The organism is Vagococcus martis (genome assembly GCF_002026305.1).
Classification (GTDB): Bacteria; Bacillota; Bacilli; order Lactobacillales; family Vagococcaceae; genus Vagococcus; species Vagococcus martis.
The window spans coordinates 1480787-1504763 of the sequence record NZ_MVAB01000001.1 but is presented as its reverse complement, the minus strand read 5'-3'; the positions used below and the strand labels follow the sequence as shown (position 1 = coordinate 1504763).

General features: G+C 32.6%; 24 protein-coding genes, 1 pseudogene and 1 other annotated feature. Of the genes and pseudogenes, 18 read left to right on the top strand and 7 right to left on the bottom strand.

Annotation, left to right across the window (positions count from 1 at the left end):
• Window positions 1-7: 7 nt before the first annotated feature.
• Window positions 8-544: an NYN domain-containing protein gene (locus tag BW731_RS07315; RefSeq protein WP_079346951.1), complete on the top strand. Its 537-nt coding sequence runs from the start codon at window positions 8-10 to the stop codon at window positions 542-544.
• A gap of 247 nt (window positions 545-791) precedes the next feature.
• Here the strand turns inward: BW731_RS07315 and BW731_RS07310 are convergent, their stop codons facing one another.
• On the bottom strand, window positions 792-1508 hold the full coding sequence (locus tag BW731_RS07310; RefSeq protein WP_079346949.1) for a DUF4811 domain-containing protein: 717 nt from the start codon (window positions 1506-1508) through the stop codon (window positions 792-794).
• Complete coding sequence (locus BW731_RS07305; protein WP_079346947.1) at window positions 1505-2980, bottom strand: MDR family MFS transporter; 1476 nt, start codon at window positions 2978-2980, stop codon at window positions 1505-1507. Before BW731_RS07305 ends, BW731_RS07310 begins: the two co-directional genes overlap by 4 nt.
• Window positions 2981-3124: 144 nt before the next feature.
• Between BW731_RS07305 and BW731_RS07300 the strand changes: the two genes are divergently transcribed.
• The 4 genes from BW731_RS07300 to BW731_RS07285 all read left to right on the top strand — a co-directional run bounded on the left by BW731_RS07300 (window position 3125) and on the right by BW731_RS07285 (window position 5176).
• Window positions 3125-3565, top strand: coding sequence for a MerR family transcriptional regulator (locus tag BW731_RS07300; RefSeq protein WP_079346945.1), 441 nt, complete (start codon window positions 3125-3127; stop codon window positions 3563-3565).
• A gap of 141 nt (window positions 3566-3706) precedes the next feature.
• Window positions 3707-4249 (top strand): sigma factor, encoded by a 543-nt coding sequence (locus BW731_RS07295; protein ID WP_079346943.1) that lies wholly within the window; start codon window positions 3707-3709, stop codon window positions 4247-4249.
• Between the two features lie 143 nt (window positions 4250-4392).
• On the top strand, window positions 4393-4650 hold the full coding sequence (locus BW731_RS07290) for a Veg family protein (RefSeq protein WP_071457605.1): 258 nt from the start codon (window positions 4393-4395) through the stop codon (window positions 4648-4650).
• Window positions 4651-4708: 58 nt separating this feature from the next.
• Window positions 4709-5176, top strand: a complete 468-nt coding sequence (locus BW731_RS07285) for a low molecular weight protein-tyrosine-phosphatase (RefSeq protein ID WP_079346941.1) — start codon at window positions 4709-4711, stop codon at window positions 5174-5176.
• Window positions 5177-5219: 43 nt separating this feature from the next.
• Here BW731_RS07285 and BW731_RS07280 read toward each other — a convergent pair whose 3' ends face one another.
• Together BW731_RS07280 and trpS are read right to left on the bottom strand one after the other, a co-directional pair.
• Complete coding sequence (locus BW731_RS07280; RefSeq protein WP_079346939.1) at window positions 5220-5789, bottom strand: ATP-dependent Clp protease proteolytic subunit; 570 nt, start codon at window positions 5787-5789, stop codon at window positions 5220-5222.
• Between the two features lie 67 nt (window positions 5790-5856).
• Entirely contained in the window at window positions 5857-6876 is a 1020-nt protein-coding gene (gene trpS / locus BW731_RS07275; protein WP_079346937.1) for a tryptophan--tRNA ligase, read from the bottom strand.
• A 318-nt stretch (window positions 6877-7194) separates the two neighbouring features.
• On the opposite strand from trpS, the gene spxA reads away from it, so the two are divergent.
• From spxA to BW731_RS07260, 3 genes are all read left to right on the top strand, one after another.
• Complete coding sequence (gene spxA, locus BW731_RS07270; RefSeq protein ID WP_071457601.1) at window positions 7195-7593, top strand: transcriptional regulator SpxA; 399 nt, start codon at window positions 7195-7197, stop codon at window positions 7591-7593.
• A gap of 199 nt (window positions 7594-7792) precedes the next feature.
• A complete protein-coding gene (locus BW731_RS07265; protein WP_079346935.1) occupies window positions 7793-8485 on the top strand; it encodes an adaptor protein MecA in 693 nt (230 codons plus the stop codon).
• A 58-nt stretch (window positions 8486-8543) separates the two neighbouring features.
• Complete coding sequence (locus tag BW731_RS07260) at window positions 8544-9065, top strand: GtrA family protein (protein WP_158080177.1); 522 nt, start codon at window positions 8544-8546, stop codon at window positions 9063-9065.
• 13 nt (window positions 9066-9078) lie between these two features.
• Here BW731_RS07260 and epsC read toward each other — a convergent pair whose 3' ends face one another.
• Together epsC and cysK are read right to left on the bottom strand one after the other, a co-directional pair.
• Window positions 9079-9825, bottom strand: a complete 747-nt coding sequence (epsC, locus tag BW731_RS07255) for a serine O-acetyltransferase EpsC (RefSeq protein WP_079346931.1) — start codon at window positions 9823-9825, stop codon at window positions 9079-9081.
• A gap of 10 nt (window positions 9826-9835) precedes the next feature.
• Window positions 9836-10768: a cysteine synthase A gene (cysK, locus tag BW731_RS07250; RefSeq protein WP_079346929.1), complete on the bottom strand. Its 933-nt coding sequence runs from the start codon at window positions 10766-10768 to the stop codon at window positions 9836-9838.
• A 388-nt stretch (window positions 10769-11156) separates the two neighbouring features.
• Here cysK and BW731_RS07245 point away from each other — a divergent pair.
• Window positions 11157-11687: pseudogene (locus BW731_RS07245) on the top strand (ClbS/DfsB family four-helix bundle protein).
• Between the two features lie 57 nt (window positions 11688-11744).
• Here BW731_RS07245 and BW731_RS07240 read toward each other — a convergent pair.
• On the bottom strand, window positions 11745-12803 hold the full coding sequence (locus BW731_RS07240; RefSeq protein ID WP_079346507.1) for an IS30 family transposase: 1059 nt from the start codon (window positions 12801-12803) through the stop codon (window positions 11745-11747).
• A 299-nt stretch (window positions 12804-13102) separates the two neighbouring features.
• Between BW731_RS07240 and BW731_RS07235 the strand changes: the two genes are divergently transcribed.
• The 9 genes from BW731_RS07235 (at window position 13103) to BW731_RS07200 (ending at window position 23976) form a co-directional block, all read left to right on the top strand.
• The gene (locus BW731_RS07235; RefSeq protein ID WP_079346927.1) at window positions 13103-14155 is read left to right on the top strand and encodes a hypothetical protein; all 1053 of its coding nucleotides are present in this window, start codon (window positions 13103-13105) and stop codon (window positions 14153-14155) included.
• Between the two features lie 31 nt (window positions 14156-14186).
• Window positions 14187-14885: a hypothetical protein gene (locus BW731_RS07230; RefSeq protein ID WP_079346926.1), complete on the top strand. Its 699-nt coding sequence runs from the start codon at window positions 14187-14189 to the stop codon at window positions 14883-14885.
• A 452-nt stretch (window positions 14886-15337) separates the two neighbouring features.
• Window positions 15338-16351 carry a sortase domain-containing protein gene (locus BW731_RS07225; RefSeq protein ID WP_079346924.1) on the top strand — a complete coding sequence of 338 codons (1014 nt, stop codon included), beginning with the start codon at window positions 15338-15340 and terminating at the stop codon, window positions 16349-16351.
• Between the two features lie 116 nt (window positions 16352-16467).
• Window positions 16468-17943 carry a helix-turn-helix domain-containing protein gene (locus tag BW731_RS07220; protein ID WP_079346922.1) on the top strand — a complete coding sequence of 492 codons (1476 nt, stop codon included), beginning with the start codon at window positions 16468-16470 and terminating at the stop codon, window positions 17941-17943.
• Between the two features lie 91 nt (window positions 17944-18034).
• Window positions 18035-18184, top strand: a complete 150-nt coding sequence (locus tag BW731_RS12620) for a hypothetical protein (protein WP_158080176.1) — start codon at window positions 18035-18037, stop codon at window positions 18182-18184.
• A 59-nt stretch (window positions 18185-18243) separates the two neighbouring features.
• Window positions 18244-19731, top strand: a complete 1488-nt coding sequence (locus BW731_RS07215; RefSeq protein ID WP_079346920.1) for a helix-turn-helix domain-containing protein — start codon at window positions 18244-18246, stop codon at window positions 19729-19731.
• Between the two features lie 73 nt (window positions 19732-19804).
• Entirely contained in the window at window positions 19805-20467 is a 663-nt protein-coding gene (locus tag BW731_RS07210; protein ID WP_408645936.1) for a redox-sensing transcriptional repressor Rex, read from the top strand.
• A gap of 78 nt (window positions 20468-20545) precedes the next feature.
• Window positions 20546-21037: a thiol peroxidase gene (tpx, locus tag BW731_RS07205; RefSeq protein ID WP_079346918.1), complete on the top strand. Its 492-nt coding sequence runs from the start codon at window positions 20546-20548 to the stop codon at window positions 21035-21037.
• Window positions 21038-21079: 42 nt separating this feature from the next.
• Window positions 21080-21275 (top strand) — a binding site (T-box leader).
• Between the two features lie 58 nt (window positions 21276-21333).
• Window positions 21334-23976, top strand: coding sequence for a valine--tRNA ligase (locus tag BW731_RS07200; protein ID WP_079346916.1), 2643 nt, complete (start codon window positions 21334-21336; stop codon window positions 23974-23976).
• Window position 23977: the final 1 nt, after the last annotated feature.

The following is a 23977-nucleotide window of genomic DNA, read 5'->3' as shown; positions in this document are numbered from 1 at the left end:
GCATCACATGACACGAAAATTAAAACATCAAGTCCTCTTTGTTGATGGGTACAACATGATTGGTGCTTGGCCTGAGTTAAATCGATTGAAAAAACAAGATAAACTAAGTGACGCTAGAGACCAATTATTATTTATCTTATCCAATTATGCAAAGTATAAAGGAATCGAAATCATCGTTGTATTTGATGCCCAACTTGTTCCTGGAATTCAGCAAACATATGACAAGTATGGCTTGACGGTTATTTTTACAAAAGAAGATGAAACGGCTGATACTTATATTGAGCGAGAAGTGCCTAATAAAATGAATGCATTGACCACTGTTCGTGTGGCAACAAGTGATTTAGCAGAACAATGGGTTATTTTCTCACAAGGAGCACTACGAGTATCGGCACGAGAGTTGTTTAATTCGATTAAAGAAGTGGAAAAAGAAATTCATTCTGACACACAGGACTACCAATATCAAAATTTGAGACGAAACAGTCCTTGGAATCAAGAACAAGTCAAAACACTACAAGAATTATTTGATGATTTAATGTATCATTAAACAAAATGGCTCGTTACCTTTATTATGGTAACGGGTCATTTTTTATTTTTTTACATAACGCATAAGCTCAATAAAACAATCGCCAATAATAAAATAATAGCATTTAACTTGAGTGTTTGATCTTCTTGGTTTTTGTTATTAATTTATTTTTATTATCATAATATAACATTCATTAAATAGTAAAGGTACCATTTTGGTCAATAAAAAACCAGCATCGACACTTGAATCAGTGTGATACTGGTTTTGTCTATTTTGAAATATTTTTCAGAATATCAGACATCATTTTTTCTTGATATTCTTTAGCATAAGTTTTAGATAATTCTGTTTGTTTATCTTTATTTGTTGCGATGGATGGATCCTTAGTAATCTCTTCTTTTAGTTTATCAGCAACATATTTTTTTATATCTGCTTCTAGGGTATCTTTTTTAGCAGACATTTCTTCTCCCAGTTTTTTAGCTTGATCCGTACTTAATTCTAACCAATCACTTGGAAGATAGAACGTATTTTTTCTAGAATCAAATTCTTTATTGTTTCCAGAAATACCAAATAATAAGTCATAAAAAGAATCTTTATATACCCAACGAGTCGTTTTCGTTTCTAGAGTTGCTTTATCTGTATCAGTTGTTTTGACAGTGTTCGTTACATGATCTGTTCCTGTTTGAGAAACTTTTTTCTGAGTAGGTGTTGTTTTATATAAGTAGACTTTATCACCTTTTGTTCCTACAGGTTGGTATAATAGAATCTTTAAATTCTCTGCATCAGCTGAACTCACAAGAGAAACTTCTTTCGTTGTTGTTTCTTTCTCCATTCCAAAGTGATGAGCATAATTCATTTCCATTAATACAACACTTCCGATAAAAACAATACCGAAAATCACGGTTAAAATGTATTGCCATGTTGATTTTGCGAAAATAAATGTGAAAGCAAATAGTAACACACTAAGAATAACTAAGATGACAATCATGAGATGACCTCCTTACTTTGAGATGCTTTTTTAGAATTTTCGTGAATAAAGAATGTGGTGACTAAACCGATAATCCCAAATAAAACAGCTACTAGGAATGCTGCATGGTAACCTGTTAACGTAGCATGAGTCGCTAATTCTTTGTATTCAAGAGGAGATGATTTTAATAATGATTTCTCAGGTAACGCATTTTTTGTTTGATTTGTTAAGACACTGATTAAAATAGCTGTACCAACTGAGCTGGCTACTTGTCGTAAGGTACTGTTTACGGCGGTCCCATGTGTCATCAAGTGTTTTGGTAATGAGTTCATACCAAGAGTTGTTAAAGGCATCATAACCATTGAAATACCAAACATACGAACAGCATATAACGTAATAATATAAATAACAGGAGTTGTTTCAGTTAGGAACATAAAAGGAATGGTCGCACTTGTCAGTAAAAACATCCCCATGATACCTAAACGTTTTGCTCCATGTTTATCAAAAATTCTCCCAGTAATTGGCATCATGAATCCCATGACTAACGCACCAGGCAATAACATTAGACCAGAATGAAAAGCAGATTCGCCTCGAATATTTTGAATGTATAAAGGAAGAACCATTTCAGCTCCAATCATTGCCATGTTTGCTAAACTGGAAAGAATTGTTGCAATCGTATAAGTTTTTGATTTAAACACTCTAAGCTCTAAGAATGGCGTTTCAATGGTTAGTTGTCGCCAAGTGAAAATCATTAATGTCACAATCCCAACAGCTAAAAAGCCGATAACTTTTGTGCTACCCCATCCATCATTGCCGACACTAGAAAATCCATAAAGTAATGAACCAAATCCTAGAGTAGAAAGACAGATAGATAAAACATCAATAGCAGGATTAGAAAGTTCTAACACGCTCTTCATAGCGAAAAATGACAAAATGATAACTAAAACAACAATAGGAATGACCATATAAAATAAATCACGCCATACATAATGATCGATAATGTAACCAGATAATGTTGGACCTAAAGCTGGAGCAAGTCCAATAACAATTCCGGCTCCGCCCATCGCGGCACCACGCTTTTCTGGTGGAAAGATGTTTAACATAATATTTTGCATTAAAGGCATTGACACACCAACCCCAGCAGCTTGGACTAGTCTGCCAGTTAGTAGCATAGAAAATGTTGGGGCAATCGCACAAAGAATCGTTCCAACTAAGAAAATACTCATCGCACCAATGTATAAATTCTTTGAGTTGAATTTATTCATAAGCCACGCAGAAATAGGAATCATAATTCCGTTAACTAATAAAAATCCTGTTGTTAACCATTGAATAGTAGCAGCAGAAACATTAAAATCTTCCATTAATGTTGGAAAAGCAGTAGTAAGTAGTGTTTGATTTAATACTGTACAAAAAGTTCCAATTAAAAGTACAGCAACGAGTAGACTACGTTTATACGTGTTACCATGAATATCTAAGGGATGTGTATCACTCATGAGATTTCCTCCTAGTAAGTTTATTTTTACAACAAAAAATAATATACACCTGGCGGACAACCTTGTCAACTACATTGACACAAATGTTCGCTAGGTGTATATTAGGAAGAGATAAAAGTCGCTAGAAAGTAGGGATTAGGTTATATGGTGTCAAAGTTTAAAGAGTGGATAGAGCATGAAGATATACGTATGGGGATCAGCGAATTGACTAAAAAAACAGGAGCAACAACAAGGCAACTAAGGTATTGGGAAAAGAAAGGATATATCAAGTCAATTCAACCAGATCCAAATAGTCCAAGAGCTTATAAGTTAAGTGATATTATAAAAGTAGAGCTAATAAAAGAATACTTAGATAGTGGGTATACGCTTTCTATGGCTTACGAGAAAGCAATTAAAAAGTTAAGTAAGATGCAAAGATTCCGTGAGGTTTTTTCTAATTATATTAAAGATGTTGAAATATTAGATGATCAGTATGAAGTATTTACCATAGGACCATTTGATGAAACAAATGAAAAAATAACGATTACTCATGATTCGAAGAATAATTTATTACGTTATAGTATTAAACAAATAGAGGATAATTAGTTTTAAAAACCATATTTTGGGCAAACAAAAGAAACGAATTTTTCATATAAAATTCAAAAAATATTAAACCCACATTATAAAAAAAGGTGTTATAATAAAACACGAAGAGAGATAACGCTTTCAAAAAAATAAGGAGGCTTTATGGAAGAAGAGATTTTAGAACTACTTATTGAGAGAGCGAAAAAAGGTTGTTCATATTCTTTCGCTTATATTTTTGAAACGTATCAGCCAATCGTTTATCGTGTGAAGCGGGTTTATCATTTGATGTATTTTGATACAGATGATTGGTTACAAGAAGGTCGGATTTGTTGTTATAAATCAATTCAAACATTTGATCGTAAAAAAGGTGCAACATTTGGTAGTTTTTTTCGTATGAATTTTAAACATCATGTTTTTTCATTGATTAGACACCAAGAAGCGTATAAAAGAAGAACAGATAAAGAAACTGGGGCGATCAATGTCGAAGAAATCGATGGAACGAAAGCTTTAGTAGAACAAAGATCATCAGAAAACTTTAAGTATATTTTTTATAAGGAAAATGCGTTATTATTTTCTGAGTCGTTATCTGAATATGAAAGACAAGTGTTTGTTAAAAATACTATAGAAGAGTGTAGTCAATTAAAGGATAAACGAGCGTTATCCCGTGTGAAGAAAAAGTTTATGCGCTATTGTATTAATCCATAAAAAATAAAGTAGTTATCTCTCTTAATAAAAAATACTAATTATTCTATGAAAAAATAAAAATAGTATTGAAAAATAAAAACAATTATGGTAAAATTTGTATTTTTTGTTCGTCTATGGTATACTTAGGCAAAGAGGTGAATAAAATGTCTATAAATATCTCCACTATAAAAGAAGAATTAGAAAATAAAGTTGGTAGTAGAATAAAATTGGTCGCTCAAACTGGTCGTAAAAAGCAAACTGAGCGTCATGGCGTTTTAGCCGAATTATATCCATCAGTGTTTATTGTACAATTAGATCAAGAAGAAAATGCTTTTGAACGTGTATCATATAGTTATACTGATATTTTAACTCATTCAGTTGAAGTTTTATTTCACGACAGTGAAGAGGAATTAATAGGATAATAAAGATATAGAGCCTAGAAGTCCTAAGGCTTTTTATTTTTTTTAAGGGGGATAATGGATGAAGAAGGTATTATTTGTTTGTTTAGGGAACATTTGCCGCTCGCCTATGGCAGAAATAGTTTTTAGAGAAAAAGTTAAGGATAGTGGATTAGCAGATCAGATACAAGTGTCGTCAAGAGCCACAGGCAGCTGGAATGATGGAGATGCACCTCATAAAGGTACACAAGATAAACTAAAAGAAGTTGGCTTATCATGTGATGGGTTATTTGCTGAGAAAATATCTTCAGATGATTTTCATGAATATGATTATATTATTGGTATGGATGAAAATAATATTCGCGATTTAGAAGGATTATCACCAGAGATTGATTTATTACATAAAATTCATCTATTATTATCAGAGGAAGTTAAATTAGAAAAGGAGAATATTCCTGACCCGTACTATACAGGCGATTTTGATTTAACTTATGAATTAATAGACAAAGGGACAACTAAGTGGTTAGAAAAAATTAAAGAAGAATTATAAAAATATCCCCGTATCGATTAACTCAATACGGGGATATTTGTGTTTATTTTAATTCGCTAGATGATGAGATAATGTTGGATACAATACCATAGTCTTTTGCCTCATCAACTGACATCCAAAAGTTTCTATCTGTGTCTTCAGAAATTTTTTCATACGTTTGACCAGTTGCTTCAGCAATTAAACGGTTAATGCGTTCACGCATTTTAACAATTTCACGTGCTTCTATTTGAATTTCCGTACTTTGACCTTGTACGCCACCAGCTGGTTGATGAATCATGAAACGTGTATTAGGTAAAGAATAGCGATTTTCTTTTTTAGCAGCTAAGAAAATAGTAATCCCGGCACTTGCGACCCAACCAGTTCCAACGATTTTTACTTCGGGTTTTACAAATTTAATCATGTCGTGAATGGTGTCGCCAGCTTCAACATGGCCACCTTGGCTATTGATATAAATTGTAATTGGTTCATCATTCAAAGCAGAAAGTAATAGTAATTGACTGCTTACTTCTTTTGCTAAGTCTTGATTGATTCCTCCATAAATTAAAATCGTACGAGTTTCAATCATTTTTTGAGTTAACATGGCATTGGTATCCATGGGTGTTTTATCTGACATATATAAACTCTCCTTTCAAGTATTTCTTTAGTATTAGTTTAGCATAAATATGTAATTTATAAAGAAATTAGCGTTTTGCTTTTCGTCCTAATCCGACAGCGTTTTTCATTTTACGCAATGTTTTATTTGCTATTTTTGACGCTTCAATAGCACCTTCATCAAGTATTATTTGTAATTCTTCAGAAGTTAATAATTCGTTATAACGTGTTTGAATAGGTTCAAGTGTATTTACTACCACTTCAGCTAAATCATTTTTGAATTCAGCGTATCCAGCATTGGCATATTTTTCGACTAATTCATCAATCGTGAAATCTGATAGAGATGAGTAGATAACTAGTAAGTTAGATACGCCTGGTTTATTTTCAACATCATATTCAATGTTTCCACTTGAATCAGTGACAGCTGAACGGATTTTTTTGCGTATCACATCTGGTTCGTCCAACATTGAGATAAATCCTTTACTATTACTGTCAGATTTACTCATTTTTTTAGTAGGATCTTGTAAACTCATCACGCGTCCACCAGCATTTTTATCTGGAATTTTCACCTCAGGAAGAACAAGAAGTGGTTGATTTTGATTTTCTGCGTAACGAGAATTGAAGCGTTCAACAAAGTCTCTCGTTAATTCTAAATGTTGTTTTTGGTCCTCTCCAACAGGAACTAAATCAGCATTGTAGAGGATAATGTCAGCAACCATTAAAGGTGGATATGTTAAAAGACCTGCACTGACTGATGTGGAGCCTACTTTTTGTGATTTGTCTTTAAATTGTGTCATACGTTCCAATTCACCAAGAGATGTATTACACTGTACAATCCATGCAGCTTCAGCATGTGCTGGCACTTCTGATTGGATAAAGACAGTTGCTTTTTCTGGATCAATCCCCACAGCAAGATATAAAGAGGCTAATTGTAGAATTTGTTTTCTTAGTTTTAATCGATCTTGTGGAACGGTAATCGCATGTTCATCTACAATACAAAAGAAGCAATGGTAGTCGTTTTGTAATTGAACGAACTGTTTCATCGCGCCAATATAGTTTCCAATGGTTGGAATACCACTTGGTTGAATACCTGAAAAAATAGTTTTCATAAAATAATCATGCCTCCGTAAAATTTTTTAGTTATAATAGTATTATACTAGAAAGTTATAATGAATAGTGGATAAAATGCTATTTTTTATCTTGAAAGAATATGTGTTATGAAAAGAGACACCAATATGTGAAAAATTCAATAAAAAGATAAAAAAGATGTTTTTTTATGCATCGGATATTATAAAAAAGTATTAAGAATGACTAGTTAATCCTAAAAAAACCTAGTAATCATAGGTTTTTTATAGTACAATTTGTATATGATAGATTTTAGTTAATAGATTTATTCTACTTATTACTTGTGAAAGGAAGTGACATATATGCTAAAATTATACACTTCACCCAGCTGTACATCTTGTCGAAAAGCACGTGCTTGGTTACAAGAAAATCAAATAGAATTTGTTGAGCGCAACATATTCTCAGAGCCGTTAACACAAGATGAACTAAAGGAAATTCTAAGAATGACCGAAGATGGTACAGAGGAAATCATCTCTACTCGTTCAAAAGTATTTCAAAAGTTAGATGTTGATTTAGACGAGTTATCACTTCCAGAGTTATTAGAGTTAGTACAACAAAATCCTGGATTACTACGTCGTCCTATTATGATTGATGAAAAAAGACTCCAAGTAGGATTTAATGAAGACGAGATTCGTCGATTCTTGCCAAGAGAAGTTAGAGCCATTGAATTAAAACAAGCTCAATTAATGGCAGGAATTTAATAAATAAGTTTACAAAAATTAATAAAAATACTTGTTATAAGAAGATGGATTTGACTAGTTGTTCAAATGTATCTTTTTTTCTTAAAATTCACTAATTTTCGTAGGTAAAACGGACTAAATAAAGGTGATTTTCTTTACTTTTTATTAATATGCTTTACAATGGAACTATATAAATACTTTTGAAAAGGGGTGTAGCCATATGGAAATGGAACGAATTAATGAGAATACGATTCGAGTATCAATTGGGAATGATGATCTTGCAGAACGCGGAATCACTTTTTTAGATTTGCTTGGTAATCAAAGGCAAATAGAGACATTCTTTTATAGTATTTTAGAAGAGGTCGATGTAGATGATCAATTCCAAGGAACAGACGCTGTAACGTTCCAAGTGCTACCCAACCATGATGGACTTGAATTGTTTATTAGTAAAAATACGGCGATTGAAGATGATTCGGATTTCAATGATTTTGATAATACTCAAGCAGAAGGATTTGTTGATTATTTAAGAAATCAAATGACACCTCCAGAATCGACTCAAAAAGAAAAGGAATCATCATCTGATGTTGGTGAGTTTAATTATTTAGAAGATAGTATTTTTGGTGCAACTTATGAGACAGTGTTTAGAACATCTGACTTTGAAAGTGTTGTTGAGTTGGCTAATAATATCCAGTTGTTAAATGCCTTATCCTCATTGTATTTTTATAATAATAATTACTACTTACAGTTATCATTCTTATTGGAAGATAGCACAGAAGGACAAGCAAGAAACGATGTATCTAAAATCTATGAGTATATGGAATTAACAAGCATTACACGAGATGTTTTGGATGAATATGGTGAATTGATTATTGACAGAAATGCATTAAGTATTATGAAGTATTACTTTAAGTAAGAGAATGTTTTCGGACATTCTTTTTTTATTAAAACGAAAAATGTTAAGGGGTGACAGAATGATTAGACGTCGAGAATTACTGTGGTATAGTGTGTTTGGTACGACAGCAACCTTCATCTATTTTTTTATACGATTTATGTCAAAAGGATGGACAGATAATGTTCTTGTAACGGTTGCATTGGCACAAACGGTAGCGATTGTTTTTTCATTCTTTGCTAATAAGTTTTTCGTATTTAAAAATACTGGTTTGGGATTTTACCGTTCATTGAAACAATTTGTTGAGTTTATAGCAGGGCGTTTTTTCGTCATCATGCTTGATTTAGGGATAGCTTATTTTTTTGTAGAAAAATATAATAGAATAATGATTTCATTGTTTCATCTACAAAAAGTTAACTACCAGCAATTTGTATTTAGCCATCCTCTAATTGGCCCATATATGGGAAATGCCTACTTGTTGAATGAATTTATTTTTACCGTACTATCTCAAGTTCTTGCAACAATTATCAATTATGTTGTATCAAAACGTATTGTATTTAATGCAAAAAAGAGTTATGAAGGAGAGCTGGTCTCTTCTTCATAACTCTTTTCTTTGTTTAATAGGTTGAGTTTTTATTTACAACAAGAGTATCTTCAGGGACAGATCTAGTAATCCATGTGCCACTTCCAATGATAGAGTTTTTTCCAATAAAAGTATCTCCACCCAAAATAGTAGCACCCGCATAGACAACCACACCATCTCCAATATTAGGATGTCTCTTTCCATGTTTGGCAAGTGTGCCATCCTCAGCTATTTCAAAACTTCTTACACCAAGCGTGACATTCTGATAAATTTTCACGTGTTCACCAATCACTGTTGTTTCACCAATGACAATACCTGTTCCATGATCAATGAAAAAGTATGCACCAATTTGAGCTCCTGGGTGAATGTCAATCCCAGTTAGACTATGCATTTTTTCGGTTAACATACGAGGGATGATAGGGACTTTGAGTCGATAGAGTTCATGGGCAAGACGATAGATGCTAATGGCTTTAAAACCAGGATAAGTTAAAATGATTTCATCCTTACTTTTTGCAGCGGGATCACTTTCATAAGCAGCCTGAACATCGGTTTTTATCATTTCAAAAATATTAGGCAGTTTATTGGTTAGTTCTTCAGAAATAGTCTTGATTGCCATTTCATCTTCTATCACATAAGTTAATCCTGTGATAATGGATTCTTGAAACATGTCGTTTGTTGTCGTTTGTTCGTGTGAACTAAAAAAATTTGGAAAGAGCAAAGAAAAGAAGTCAGAGATCACTTTTTCAATTGCTTGCTCCATTCCAACATAATTCCTAGACATAATAATCTTCCTATTCTGTAAACATTGGTGTAGATAAATAGCGTTCCCCAGTATCTGGTAACAATACTACAATACGTTTATTTTTATTTTCAGGTTGTTTTGCTAATTGAATAGCAGCATACGTTGCAGCACCTGAAGAAATACCAACTAACACACCTTCATCTTCAGCGAGTAAACGACCTGTTTCAAAAGCATCTTCATTTGATACAGTGATAATATCGTCATAAACAGATGTATCTAAAATAGAAGGAACAAATCCAGCACCAATTCCTTGGATTTTATGACTACCGGGCACACCAGTAGATAAAACAGCAGAGTCAGTGGGTTCAACAGCAATGACTTTGACGTTAGGGTTTTTTTCTTTAAGGTATGTGCCTACACCAGTTACCGTTCCCCCCGTTCCTACGCCAGCGACAAAAATATCAACATTACCTTCAGTGTCATTCCAAATTTCTGGTCCAGTTGTTTGATAATGGATTTCAGGGTTAGCAGGGTTTGAGAATTGAGATGGAATAAAACTATTATCAATTTCAGATGCTAGTTCTTCCGCTTTGGCAATCGCACCTTTCATTCCTTTAGCCCCTTCAGTTAAGACAAGTTCTGCACCGTATGCTTTCATTAATTGACGGCGTTCAACCGACATTGTTTCAGGCATAACGATAATTAATTTGTAGCCCCGTGCAGCAGCCATCATAGATAAACCAATGCCAGTATTTCCAGAAGTAGGTTCAATGATGGTTGTTTCTTTTGTTAATACACCACTTTTTTCAGCGGTATCTAGCATCGCTTTGGCAATTCTATCTTTTACCGAACCAGCTGGATTAAAGTACTCTACTTTAGCTAAAATAGTAGCATCTAGGCCAAGTTTATTTTCAATCCCTTTTAATTCAAGTAAAGGTGTTTTGCCAATAAGTTCATCAATTGAAGTATAAATTTGTGTCATATAATATCTCCCTTTTATTAATTAATTTATCACTTTTTTATAATATATAAATTATAACGTGTTTAAGCTACTATTCAAAATATAAAGTCTAAATCTTAGGAAAAAGTTACTCGACAATAATTGTATAGGAATTATTTTGTCTCTTCATTCTATGATAAGAGTTAGATGATTTAAATTGAGAAATTTTATTAGTTATCAAATGATTAAAAATAATCTTTAGAGTAGTATTACAGGGAGGATATTAATTTTTTAGTGTCACAGATAGAGCTACCAATAACGGTTGCTAGTACTCTAGATAATTAACTTATATTAGTAAACGTAAAAATTAATGTACAAACATTGTGGTAAGTATTATCCAGTAACTAAAATAATACAAAGGTGGACAAAAATGGCGCGACCAACAACGAAAGTAGATTTATTAGAAGCAGCAACGAAACAGTGTCAAAGACTAATGACGGTGTTAAACGACCTAACTGAAGAAGAGATAAATGGAACGTTTGACTGGAGTAATCAAAAGATTGGAAAAGAAGCACATTGGGATAGAGATAAAAATATCAAAGATGTCTTGATTCATTTATATGAATGGCATCAACTACTAATTCGTTGGATTGATAGTAATGTTTCTGGTGAGACCACATCATTTTTACCAAGCCCGTCCAATTGACGTTCTTATGGTGAAATGAATGAACAGTTTACCAAAGAACATGCTAGTACATCTTATGAAATTGCCAAACAAAATTTAGATAAGTCGCATGAAGAAGTCATGAAACGTATCGAGTCTTTTGATAATGATACCTTATTTAGTAAAGGATATTTCGCTTGGACAGGTGGAACAACATTAGGCAGTTACGGTGTTTCAACCACATCGAGCCATTATGATTGGGCAATTAAAAAAATAAATTCTAAATTGCAATATTAAGTTAGCCACCTAGGTAAAAACATCTAATTTTTTGTGTTATTCTATTAAAATCCATCCTTACCAACATGTTTTGATTTTAAGCTTTTGAATTTCTTCTAAAAATAATGTAGCTGGTTGTCTATAATTTAAGATTTTACGTGGTAAAAGATTAATTTTTTCAGTAGCCAGTTGAATGAATTGTTTTGAGTAGTTGCAGATTGGAGTTCCTTTCGGAATAAATTGTCTTAATAAACCATTATGTCTTTCATTTGTACCTCGTTCCCAAGAAGAATAAGGATGAGCAAAATAGACATCCGTTATTTGTTGGAGAGTATCATGAAGCGAGCTAAATTCACTACCATTATCAGCAGTAATTGATTGAAACATCTTGCTAAAATTAACTTGTCCGAACTCAGATTTTAATTGATTAACAGTATAACAAACAGACTCTTCTGTATGATCATCTAAAACAACAGTGATCATGTAACGCGTTTTTCTTTCAACAAGAGTAAGTATAGCATTATCATCTTTAGATTTTGAACCAATAACGCTATCTATTTCCCAATGACCAAAGTTTTTTCTATCATCAACTGTACTTGGTCGTTCATCAATCGATTTTCCTAGTTCTTTTTTATGCTTACGACTTCTTTTCTTTTTAGGTGAGAGTCTGATCTTCATCTTGAGATGATGGTTTCTAATAGGTAAAAAGCCACTATCAATATAATTATAAAGTGTCTTAGTAGAGACAGTAGGTGTATTCCAGGTCCTCATGGACTTGGTAAAACCAACAATTGCATCTGGTGACCAATTAAAATCAATAATCTGTTTACAGGCATAATTAATAAAGTCAACAGCACTGGCTAGCTTAGAATTAGCACCACAACGCTTTCTATTTTCTATATATTTAGCTTGTCCTGTCTCAGCAAAATAGAGTTGTCTAGGCTTTTTATTTTCTTTGATTTGCGTTGTTGTACCACGTTTTAGCTCATTGTTTATTGTTTGATGGTGTCGACCTAATCGTTTACCGATTGCTCTATTAGAATCACCTCTATTATGCCAAACTTCAATAAGTTGTCTTTCTTCAAAGGAAAGATGTTTATAAGTCAATTTTTGTGTGGTATTCTGAATTTGCGCCATGATAAAAATTCCTTTCGTTGTTGGGTAGATACTTCAATGATACATGAATTTTTACCATGGTGTTTTTTTATTATTTTAGGGTGGCTAACTTGATTCTACAATTAACCTTAAAAAAATAAATAAATACAAAAAATATTTAAACTAATCAAAAGAGTCAGTAATCATTTAATGATTGCTGGCTTTTTTGTTCATAGTTGTTCATAAAAATTTAGAATAATTAATAGGAAATTAATCTATAGTTTATTTGAGTAGGATATTGTTATGTAACAATGATTAGGATAAGAAAAGAGATGATGAGTATGAAACGAAAAAGTTTGAAATATGGGTTAGTTGCTTCAATGATCATGATGTTAGTGGGTTGTTCTCACAATTCCAATAAAGAGACGACAAAATCAGCTAAACAAGATTTGGAGGAAAAACAAGTTGTGGTAAAAAATACAGAGACTAAAGAAGATACAAACAAGCATGAAGAAGATGTGTCGTTTGACAATCATGAGTATACATATGATGTGGTTACTGGTGCAACACAGACGACATTTGGCTCGACACCACCAGCTATATATACAAAAGAAGAAAAAATGAAAAAAATGTTTTGGTCAAATCAACCACCATTGGGATTATTAGAGGGTTATTATTATAAAAATGAAGGTCTATTTAAAGGAAATAACTATGGTATTGTTGAAGTTGTTACGCATCCCGAAACAGCAGGTATTTTGAATGTCGAGTTTACAGAATTTGCTAGTGAGAGTTATTATGAACCTAAATATGCAGGGGCCAATAAACGATTATCAGACTATGCTTTTTTTCAGGCAGATAATACTCGAACGGATGAAACATTGGTTACGGTTGTAAATGGCATAACCTATGTTGAAAAACAAATGCGTGATGAAAATCGAGTGACGGGGGACTTTTTAACGGTAAAGGGTTCTTCAACTTCTGCTAGAGAAGGGTTTATGCCACTAGCTGAACAAATGAAAGATTGGATTCGTGAACCTTATGAGAATAAGTATTTTGGTTTTGCAAAAGAATTGCCGAATGGATTGATAGGAAGATTACAGGTAGTAACGACAAAAGATAAAATAACAGATGTTAGGTATGACGAGTATTTTGCTGATCAACCTGAGAAGATGACAGATGAATCGTTGAAACCATACTATCGTCAGTCAAAATATTATTCGTTAGACTACAATAAGGAAACAAATCAAGATTTTATTAAATTTGCTGATAAGCTAACGAAAGAAATCAAAGATAATCAAACACTTGATATAGCTAATGAGGAGCTTAAAAAACATCCATCTTATCAAACATATAACGAACTGCGTCAACAGTTAGATATCAACAAGATATGGTAAACTGAACTTAAGAATAGTTAGGAGGGCATTTATGATTTTAATGGCAACAGTTCATGATCCATCAGGACAGTTATTAAGCTCATGTGATGGTTTAGGTAAAAAACTACAACAACTATTTTCTGAAGTCTATTTATGTGTGAGTGATGTCACTCATCAAGAGGTCATTCATCAGGTATCAAATCAGTTTAAACGAGTAAAAGTGATTCCTAAAAATGGCGCAGCAGACGCAAGAAGACAAGTGCTATCGTATGCCTTAACAACTAAACAGTCACCGTGTAATCTGATGTATTGTGATTTTGATCGTGTTATAACGTGGTTAAATACTAATCCAGAAGAATTACATCAATTGGTCAATCATAAAGAAAAGATAGACTATATGATTGTAGGACGAACAGACAAAGCTTTTTCTACGCATCCTTTAAGTTGGCAAGAAACAGAGCGTGTGACGAATTTTGTTGCTTCTAAATTTTTTGATATAGAAAACTTAGATGTTACTGCCGGTGCAGCTATTTTGTCAGATGAAGTGGGGAAAATAATCAATAGTCAATCAATCCATACCCACACAGATTGTGAATGGCCTAAACTTGTTGTGGATAATGGTGGTATCTTATCACATATCAAAGTAGATGGTTTGTCTTTTGACACAGTGAACGTTTCTAATATAACTAGCCATGATCATGAGACCGAAAGACTAAAACTGTCTCTTAATATTTTAGCGGTTTTTCATTAGTGCTACATGACATATTTGGATAGAAAATCTTCTAAGAATGAGAAAGAGTCATTAATTTGTATTAAATAAATAGTAAAATGATAGTGGATTCACGCAGAACAACCTACCAGTGTAAAAAAACCCTTTATATAAGTCAGATGATGACTTATATAAAGGGTTTTTTGGTTGAAGAAGTAAGAGTGAATAATTAGACAAATAATCGATTGAATCAAAAATAATTCAATGAAAAAAGGTCAAAAATTAGCATAAGTAAGGTAAAAATTGAATTTATTGATAGATGGAATCTAAAGAATCCTGTAGTATCAATGGTTATTAATTGTTCGTATAATAAAAAACTGTTTTTTGGTCAAAAATTGGATATATAGGAGTTATTTTTGCACATTATAAAAGATTATTGAACGTCATATACTTCTTTTTGTAAGCAACAATACATTGAAAAAGGGGTAATTAAAATGACTAATAACACTAAACAATCTGTAAAACATTGTTCAACTAACTCGGATATAAAGAAAAAAAGAAAGAAGACCAATAAATCATCTGTTAAAGTAATAAAAGATGGAAAAGTGATGATAAAGAAAAAGAAAAGACGTTCTTCTAATAAAAATAAACACTCACATAAAAACGTAACACCGATGAAAGTCACAAAAAAAGAACTGAAAGAGCAAGCACATAAAAAAATAGTGAAACGATTAAGTACCGCAGCGATTTTGATTGGTACACTAGGACTAAGTACAACAGCTATCGCATTAAGCCAAACACATCAAAAACCACAGGAGCCTAAATCAAATCAGCATCTTATAGTAAAAGAATACACCCCAGATGCTACTTATAGTGACGCGATAAAAGAAAAGGATGATTCTTCAAAAAAAGAAGAACCGACAGTAGAGGAATCTCATGAAGAAGAAATAGATAACTCACTTCAACAAGAACCTGAAGAGATAATAAGTAGCTCGAATGCGACTGACTATCAAGAACAAACGGAGACAAGTGCTACAGTTGAGCCAATTCAAGAACCTGAGTATCGAGACGAAAAAATATCAGATGTTCAACCAGAGATGACGTTAAATATTTTAGGCCAGTTAATTCATTATCAAAATGGCGGACAATCTGCTGGTCAAAGTGTGATTGATGCTAATTCAGAGTCTATGGCATCTACTTGGGGAGGATCCTCAGTTTTTTCAGGTAGTGATGGCATGAATACACACTTTATTGGACATAATCCAGGAGCTTTTAGTGTTATATTTAGTTTATCAATCGGTAATCAGATTAGTGTTACTGATGGAATTGGTTCACAAAAGAATTATATTGTGAACAGTATTCGTCAAGTATATGATGATGGCACTGATGTAAACTCTGGTGAAGCTTTATTTGATAGTATTACTGGTACTGGCGGAGGTGAAAGAATTACGTTACAATCATGTATCAATGACGATTGTAATTTAATCATTTTTGCTTCAGCACAATAATAATTGACACGGTATTCTATAAAATATCGTGTTTTTTTTATTTTAAATATACCTATATTAAATAAAATGTGATAGTATGTATTTAAAATAAACGTTTATTAAAAAGAGGTGATGAAGTGATACATATATTAAATAAAGATGTTGAAAGACAACAACGTTTACTTATGTTGATGTTTAGAGATGATACGTGGAAATCTGCTAAATATATTTCAGATACTCTTGATTGCAATGTAAAAACACTAAGGCAGGATATAAATTATTTAACTTCTACATACGAGGACGTTATAACATGTGAGTATTCAAAAAATCTAGGATATAAATTTCATTTGAATGCTGGACATAGTGTGCAGGAAATTTTTTTAGATTGGATTAATCATTCTTTGTTCTTTTCAATTGTAACTGATGTTTTTTATGAAAAAAATCAAAATGATAAGGATTATTTTTTTGATACGTACTTTATTAGTGAGACAACATTAAAGAGACAAGTATCGTTGATTAATTATCATTTAAAAGAGTTTGGTATGTCTCTTAGTCTGAGTAAGATGACATTTAAAGTATCAGATGAGTTTGTTGCAAGATTATTTTTTGGCAATCGTGAAATGGAAAAACGGTCAATATATGATTGGGACCCAGATCAACTGGATAATCAGCGTTTAGCGTTCGATTTAATAGAGTTGCTTGAAAAGGAATATAATTTGTCATTAACCGTGTTACAAAAAAATATGATGGCTTACTTTGTATTATGCTCAGTAATTAGGTCTTCTGGTAATTATTTTATGGATGATAGTAGAGAAAGCAAATTCATAACGGTTGAAAAGTGTCAGAACTTATTGTCTCAATTTAAGCATCCAGTTTTTGATCGTCTATGTCTTAATTCAAAACAACAAGTGAACGACACATTGTTATTTTTAGAAATCCTTTTTAACCGATTAAAAACATATTATGATTCTGATATAGCTAGAGATATTAGTGAAATGTTGATGACGAATATATCAAACAAAATGAAAACCAACTCCGAAGTATTTCATAAAGATCTTGTTATAAAAGATGTGGCATATGTTTTATTTATAAAAGAGTATTATCCATATAAAATGAGCTATATCAATCATAGAGGATATTTTAATTATGTAGCCATTCAATTAAAATACCCTGTATTTTTTCAAGCGGTCATGGATAGTTTTTCTGAATTACCTAGAGAATATGTATGGATTAGCAGTTATAAATCAGAACTAATTAATAGTTTCTTTCGTTATTGGAAAGCCAGTGATTATGATTTTATAATAAAGGTTAATCAAGTGAGTGTTTATCTATCCACAACATTAAATGAAAACCAAGTTAAATTAAATCAATATCTTTTTGAAAAAATGTTCCAGCAAAAAATAAAAATAATAGGTTATGAGTATAACCAAACACATTTTACGGTAAAAAACACAAATGAACTATTGAATCAAGCTGATTTAATTATATGCAATCATCAGTTTTATTCAAATTTAACCAATGTTATTGTGGTAGATGACATCATCGATGATGCAGCATTATATCATATTAATAAAACCATAGATCGTATTCGAACGACGCAATTTTCGACCTAATTTATCTTTATAAAAACCAATTATTGGCTTGAGAAAAGAGAGCTTATCCTAATACACTATAAAGTGAAGTATAGTGAAATGAGGTAACGAGATGAACGTCAGAGAATTACTTAGTTATTATGAAAAAGAAATTAACCATTTACTACAAGATCAAATGCGATTTCCTTATGATGACTTAGCTATTATGGAAACAATCGACATCTATCGACAATTTATTAAATATTTAAAACAACTGTCTTAATTACCAGTTGTTTTTATTTATAGATATGTTCAAAAAACACACAAAAAAGAGGTGTGATAATGGAGTCAATTCTAAACAAAAGTACAAAACGACAGCAAAAGCTTATTCTATATATTGCTAAGAACTATAAATGGCTAACAGCACAAGAGTTATCTGATTATTTAGGATGTAATATTAAAACGGTCAGACAGGATATTATGGATTTAGAAGAAGAATATTCAGATATATTATCAATTGAGTATTCTAAACAGCGTGGGTATCGATTTCACACAATTGACGGCCGTAATATTTTAGAAATTTACTTAAAATGGATTCAGGAGTCATTATTTTTTTCTATATTATCTGATTGTTTTTTGGATAAAAATGACAGTATTGATTATTTTTATAATACTTATTTTATCAGTGAAACAACGCTAAAAAGACAGTTGTCACTAATAAATCGAACATTAAAAGATATTGGTATATCCATCAGTGTCTCCACAGGGAAAATGACCGTGAAAGATGAGAAATTATTACGATTTTTTTATTCCTTATTGAGTATTGAAAAAAGATCTATTTATGAGTGGACAGATATTAATATAGACCAACAAGCATTGTTTTCTATTATCGAGAGATGTGAGTCTTATTTTGATTTATCTTTAAATATTGTACAAAAAAATATTTTTTCATTTTATATCTATATATCTGTCACAAGATCCAGTCAGTGTCATTATATTCAAACAACTACCACTGTTCCTGAAGAATTTAATAGGCAATTAGAAAAATTAATGAAATCATTAAAAAAACAGGATAGTTTAGATGTTCTTTTGACCACTAATGATCAATACAAAGATAGTTTGGAATTTATTTATGATTTATTTAGTCAGTTGGCTAAACATTATCATTCTGATGCAACACATGAACTAACCACGCAATTTATTCAACTAATTACAACAAGAATGCAAGTTGAGAGTAGTGTACTTGACTTTAATGGGATTAAAAAAGAACTAGCTTATGTCACGTTTATGAATGCAGAATATCCTTACCCAATGAATTTAGTTAGTCTGAGAAGTGAGTTAAATGCAAAATCAATACAATCACGTTATCCTGTTTTTTATGAGAGTGTCACTAATAGCATAGAGGTTTTGGCAAAAGATGTAACTTGGCTTACCTATTATAACTATTTATTAATTAGTCGAGTATTTCGCTATTGGGATTATCGTTCATTTGAAAAATTATCCAAAATAAAACCAGTTTCTCTTGCTATTTCGACAACTTTAGATAAAAATCATGCAGATATTTTGGCTTACATGTTAAAACAAACGTTTCAATCTAAACTAGATATTGTTTTCAAAGAATATGGAAAGACATTATTTAACAGTGAAGAGAATAAAAATAGATTAGAAAAAGTGGATCTTGTAATCAGTAATCATTCGTTTTACCACCAGTTAAATCATAATATTATAGTAGATGATGTAATTGAAACATATCGTCTAGAAGAAATTAAGAGGGCAATCAATTTAATCTTAATGAAACATACTAGACAAGAGTCGATGGATAACGCATAACTGTGATTGAAAAAGATTGTGAAAAATGATAAACTAAATGTGAAAATCATCACAACTTTAGGAGGGGTCGATTGTGGAGGAACAAAAGGATATTAGAATGGTCCCAAAAGCAACAACTAAACGTATACCACTTTATTTTCGATATTTGAAAACATTACATGAAGCAGGTGTTAAACGCATCAAATCAAATGAGTTTAGTAAAATGATTCAAATCCCATCAGCGACTATTAGACGAGATTTTTCTCATTTTGGTGAATTAGGACGTAGTGGATATGGGTATGATGTTCCTTATTTGATAGAAGTATTTAGTGATATTCTAAAAACAGATATTGAAAAACGTATTGCACTTGTTGGGGCTGGTAATCTTGGAAAAGCGCTTATTAAAAATAATTTCAGACGAGATACTAACTTAAATATCGTTGCAGCGTTTGATACAAATCCGGAACTTATTGGAGAAAAAATCAATGGTATCACAGTAAAAAATATGAGTGAGTTAAAAAGTATTGTGAAAAAAGAAGGAATCACGACAGTTATTATGACTGTACCGAGTAGTAAAGCCCAACAGGTCATTGACCAAGTGGTAGACGCAGGTGTAACGGCTATTCTTAATTTTGCTCCTAAACGGTTGAAAGTCCCATCTCACGTACAAGTCCAATACATTGATTTAACAACAGAATTACAAACGTTAATTTATTACGATGAAAATTATAATCATGCAAATGTTGACTTGATTTAGTTTTTTCGAGGCATGAACTTTGTATATTTGACTTTATTTAACTATAATGAAGTAAAGTCATGAAAAGGATGTGTCGACATGGAAGTATTGTTAAAAGGAAACCCAGTAGAATTAGTAGGGACACCACCAAAAGTTGGAGAAAAAGCCCCATTATTTCGTTTAAAAGATTTGTCAGATAATGTGATTTCATTAGAGGAATTAAAAGGAAAACCAGTTATTATTAGTGTGGTACCTGATATTGATACTAGTGTTTGTGCACTACAGACAAAACACTTTAATAAAGAAGCCGCGACAATGAAAGACGTGTATTTTTTAACGATTTCAAATAACACAAAAGAACAATTAGCTAATTGGTGTGCAGCTGAATCAGTTGACATGACAATGTTAAGAGATGAAGAAGGTGTTGTTGGAAAAGAATATGGTATTTTAATTCCATCAATTAATCGTTTAGCACGCTCAATTTTTGTGTTAGACAAAGATGGCGTCATTACATATGAAGAAATCGTACCAGAAGTATCAAGTGAACCAAATTATGTTAAAGCATTAGATGCTGCAAAAGCACTAATCTAAGTTTGACGAAATGATGCTATCAAGGTAAAATGAATGTCATAAACAACCACAAAGAATAGGAAGAGTAATACTTGGATGTGTTGCAGAAAGAAAATCCATCGGCTGAAAGATTTTCCATTTAAGAGTATGAAGGTAGCCTAGGAGTGGGAACCGTATTGTCAACGTTATATGACCTAGAGAGATAAGCGTATTTGTATGCTTATAAGATAGGTGGTACCGCGAGATAATCGTCCTAAAGTTAGAAATAACTTTAGGGCTTTTTTGTTTTGAAAAATAAAAAATAAGGAGAAATGTATATGACAGATGAACAACAAAACTTAGCGCCAAAGTTTGACCCAAAAGCTGTTGAAAAAGGGCGTTATAAAGAGTGGCTAGAAAAAGATTTATTTAAACCAAGTGGGGATGAAAGTGCACCAGCGTATTCTATTGTCATTCCACCACCAAATGTGACAGGAAAGCTTCATTTAGGTCATGCATGGGACACAACGCTGCAAGATATGATTATTCGTCAAAAAAGAATGCAAGGCTTTGATACATTATGGTTACCTGGTATGGATCATGCTGGAATTGCGACTCAAGCGAAAGTTGAAGAAAAATTACGTGGTGAAGGGGTGTCACGATATGATTTAGGTCGTGAAAAATTCATCGAAACAACGAAAGAATGGAAAGAAGAATATGCCGGACATATTCGTGAGCAATGGGCAAAATTAGGGTTATCGTTAGATTATTCTAGAGAAAGATTTACTTTAGATGATGGGTTATCTGATGCGGTGAAAAAAGTGTTTGTGACACTTTATAATAAAGGTCTTATTTATCGTGGTGAGTACATTATTAATTGGGACCCACAAGCAAAAACCGCTCTATCTGATATCGAAGTCATTCATAAAGACATCGAAGGTGCGTTTTATCATATGTATTATCCATTAGCTGATGGCAGTGGAAAATTAGAAATTGCGACAACACGTCCAGAAACCATGCTTGGAGACACAGCAGTTGCCGTTCACCCTAAAGATGAACGTTATCAACATTTAATTGGCAAAACAGTGATTTTACCATTAGTGGATAAAGAAATTCCGATTGTCGCTGATGATTATGTTGATATGGAATTTGGAACAGGTGTCGTAAAAATTACACCAGCGCATGACCCTAATGACTTTGAGGTGGGTAATCGTCATGATTTACCTCGTGTTAACGTGATGAATGATGATGCGACAATGAATGATTTAGCTGGTAAATATGCCGGTATGGATCGTTTCACTGCGCGTAAAGCAGTCATTAAGGATTTAGATGAGTTAGGACTACTTAAAGGCATTGAAAAAATGACTCATAGTGTTGGTCACTCTGAGCGAACTGGAGTCGTGGTTGAGCCAAGATTATCAACGCAATGGTTTGTTAAAATGGCGCCACTTGCAAAAAAAGCTGTTGAAAACCAAGCAACAGATGACGCCGTTGATTTTTATCCACCACGTTTTAATCAGACATTCTTAACATGGATGGAAAATGTACATGACTGGGTAATTTCTCGTCAACTTTGGTGGGGACATCGTATTCCAGCTTGGTACCATAATGAAACAGGCGAAGTCTATGTTGGAGAAGAAGCACCTAAAGACATTGAAAACTGGCATCAAGATGAAGATGTGTTAGATACATGGTTCAGTTCAGCTCTTTGGCCATTTTCAACAATGGGTTGGCCGGATACTGAGTCACATGACTTCAAACGTTATTTCCCAACGAATACATTAGTAACTGGTTATGACATTATTTCCTTCTGGGTAAGTCGCATGATTTTCCAAAGTTTAGAATTTACTGGAGAAAGACCATTTGAAAATGTGTTGATTCACGGATTAATTCGTGCGGAAGATGGCCGTAAAATGAGTAAATCTCTTGGTAATGGTATCGACCCAATGGATGTCATTGATCAATACGGGGCAGATGCGTTGCGTTGGTTCTTATCAAATGGCTCAACACCAGGTCAAGACATGCGTTTTAGTTATGAAAAAATGGATGCTGCTTGGAATTTCATCAATAAAATTTGGAATGCCTCTCGTTTTGTATTAATGAACGTTGAAGGAATGACGTACGATGATATTTCTCTTGATGGTGATAAGACTGTTGCAGATAAATGGATTTTAACTCGCTTAAATGAAACGATTGAAAAAGTAACGAACTTCTTTGACCGCTTTGAGTTTGGTGAAGCAGGTCGTCATTTATACAACTTTATTTGGGACGATTTCTGTGATTGGTATATTGAGATGAGTAAGGAAGTTCTTTATGGTGAAAATGAAGAACAAAAACAAATGACGCGTAGTATTTTAGTACATGTATTAGATAATATTTTACGTTTACTACACCCAATCATGCCATTTGTGACCGAAGAAATTTGGGAAAAAATTCCACATCAAGGTGAATCAATTGTAGTGGCAGCTTACCCAACAGTAAATGAAGCTTGGACAGATGAACAAGCGGCAGAAGGTATGGAAGTATTAAAAGAATTAATCCGCTCAGTTCGTAATATTCGCTCAGAAGTGAATGCACCAATGTCTAAGCCAATTACATTGTTAATCAAAACATCAAAAGATTCAGTTAAAGACTTCTTTGAAACAAATACTAATTATATCGAACGTTTCTGTCATCCAGAAGTGTTAGAAATTAAAGAAGAATTTGATGTACCAGATTTAGCCATGAGTGCAGTGATTACTGGAGCTGAAATCTATTTACCATTAGAAGATTTAATCAATATTGACGAAGAAATTGCTCGTTTGGAAAAAGAGTTGGACAAGTGGACGTCAGAAGTGGCACTTGTTGAGAAGAAATTAAGCAATGAACGTTTTGTTTCGAATGCACCAGAAGCAGTTGTTGCAGCAGAACGTGAGAAACAAAACGATTACTTAGAAAAACAAGCCTCTGTGAAAGAAAGACTTGCTTCTTTGAAAAAATAAA

Coding starts and splice junctions, on each gene's coding strand:
- BW731_RS07315 (WP_079346951.1), top strand. CDS start 8: ATGACACGAAAATTAAAACATCAAGTCCTCTTTGTTGATGGGTACAAC.
- BW731_RS07310 (WP_079346949.1), bottom strand. CDS start 1,508: ATGATTGTCATCTTAGTTATTCTTAGTGTGTTACTATTTGCTTTCACA.
- BW731_RS07305 (WP_079346947.1), bottom strand. CDS start 2,980: ATGAGTGATACACATCCCTTAGATATTCATGGTAACACGTATAAACGT.
- BW731_RS07300 (WP_079346945.1), top strand. CDS start 3,125: ATGGTGTCAAAGTTTAAAGAGTGGATAGAGCATGAAGATATACGTATG.
- BW731_RS07295 (WP_079346943.1), top strand. CDS start 3,707: ATGGAAGAAGAGATTTTAGAACTACTTATTGAGAGAGCGAAAAAAGGT.
- BW731_RS07290 (WP_071457605.1), top strand. CDS start 4,393: ATGTCTATAAATATCTCCACTATAAAAGAAGAATTAGAAAATAAAGTT.
- BW731_RS07285 (WP_079346941.1), top strand. CDS start 4,709: ATGAAGAAGGTATTATTTGTTTGTTTAGGGAACATTTGCCGCTCGCCT.
- BW731_RS07280 (WP_079346939.1), bottom strand. CDS start 5,789: ATGTCAGATAAAACACCCATGGATACCAATGCCATGTTAACTCAAAAA.
- trpS (WP_079346937.1), bottom strand. CDS start 6,876: ATGAAAACTATTTTTTCAGGTATTCAACCAAGTGGTATTCCAACCATT.
- spxA (WP_071457601.1), top strand. CDS start 7,195: ATGCTAAAATTATACACTTCACCCAGCTGTACATCTTGTCGAAAAGCA.
- BW731_RS07265 (WP_079346935.1), top strand. CDS start 7,793: ATGGAAATGGAACGAATTAATGAGAATACGATTCGAGTATCAATTGGG.
- BW731_RS07260 (WP_158080177.1), top strand. CDS start 8,544: ATGATTAGACGTCGAGAATTACTGTGGTATAGTGTGTTTGGTACGACA.
- epsC (WP_079346931.1), bottom strand. CDS start 9,825: ATGTCTAGGAATTATGTTGGAATGGAGCAAGCAATTGAAAAAGTGATC.
- cysK (WP_079346929.1), bottom strand. CDS start 10,768: ATGACACAAATTTATACTTCAATTGATGAACTTATTGGCAAAACACCT.
- BW731_RS07240 (WP_079346507.1), bottom strand. CDS start 12,803: ATGGCGCAAATTCAGAATACCACACAAAAATTGACTTATAAACATCTT.
- BW731_RS07235 (WP_079346927.1), top strand. CDS start 13,103: ATGAAACGAAAAAGTTTGAAATATGGGTTAGTTGCTTCAATGATCATG.
- BW731_RS07230 (WP_079346926.1), top strand. CDS start 14,187: ATGATTTTAATGGCAACAGTTCATGATCCATCAGGACAGTTATTAAGC.
- BW731_RS07225 (WP_079346924.1), top strand. CDS start 15,338: ATGACTAATAACACTAAACAATCTGTAAAACATTGTTCAACTAACTCG.
- BW731_RS12620 (WP_158080176.1), top strand. CDS start 18,035: ATGAACGTCAGAGAATTACTTAGTTATTATGAAAAAGAAATTAACCAT.
- BW731_RS07215 (WP_079346920.1), top strand. CDS start 18,244: ATGGAGTCAATTCTAAACAAAAGTACAAAACGACAGCAAAAGCTTATT.
- tpx (WP_079346918.1), top strand. CDS start 20,546: ATGGAAGTATTGTTAAAAGGAAACCCAGTAGAATTAGTAGGGACACCA.
- BW731_RS07200 (WP_079346916.1), top strand. CDS start 21,334: ATGACAGATGAACAACAAAACTTAGCGCCAAAGTTTGACCCAAAAGCT.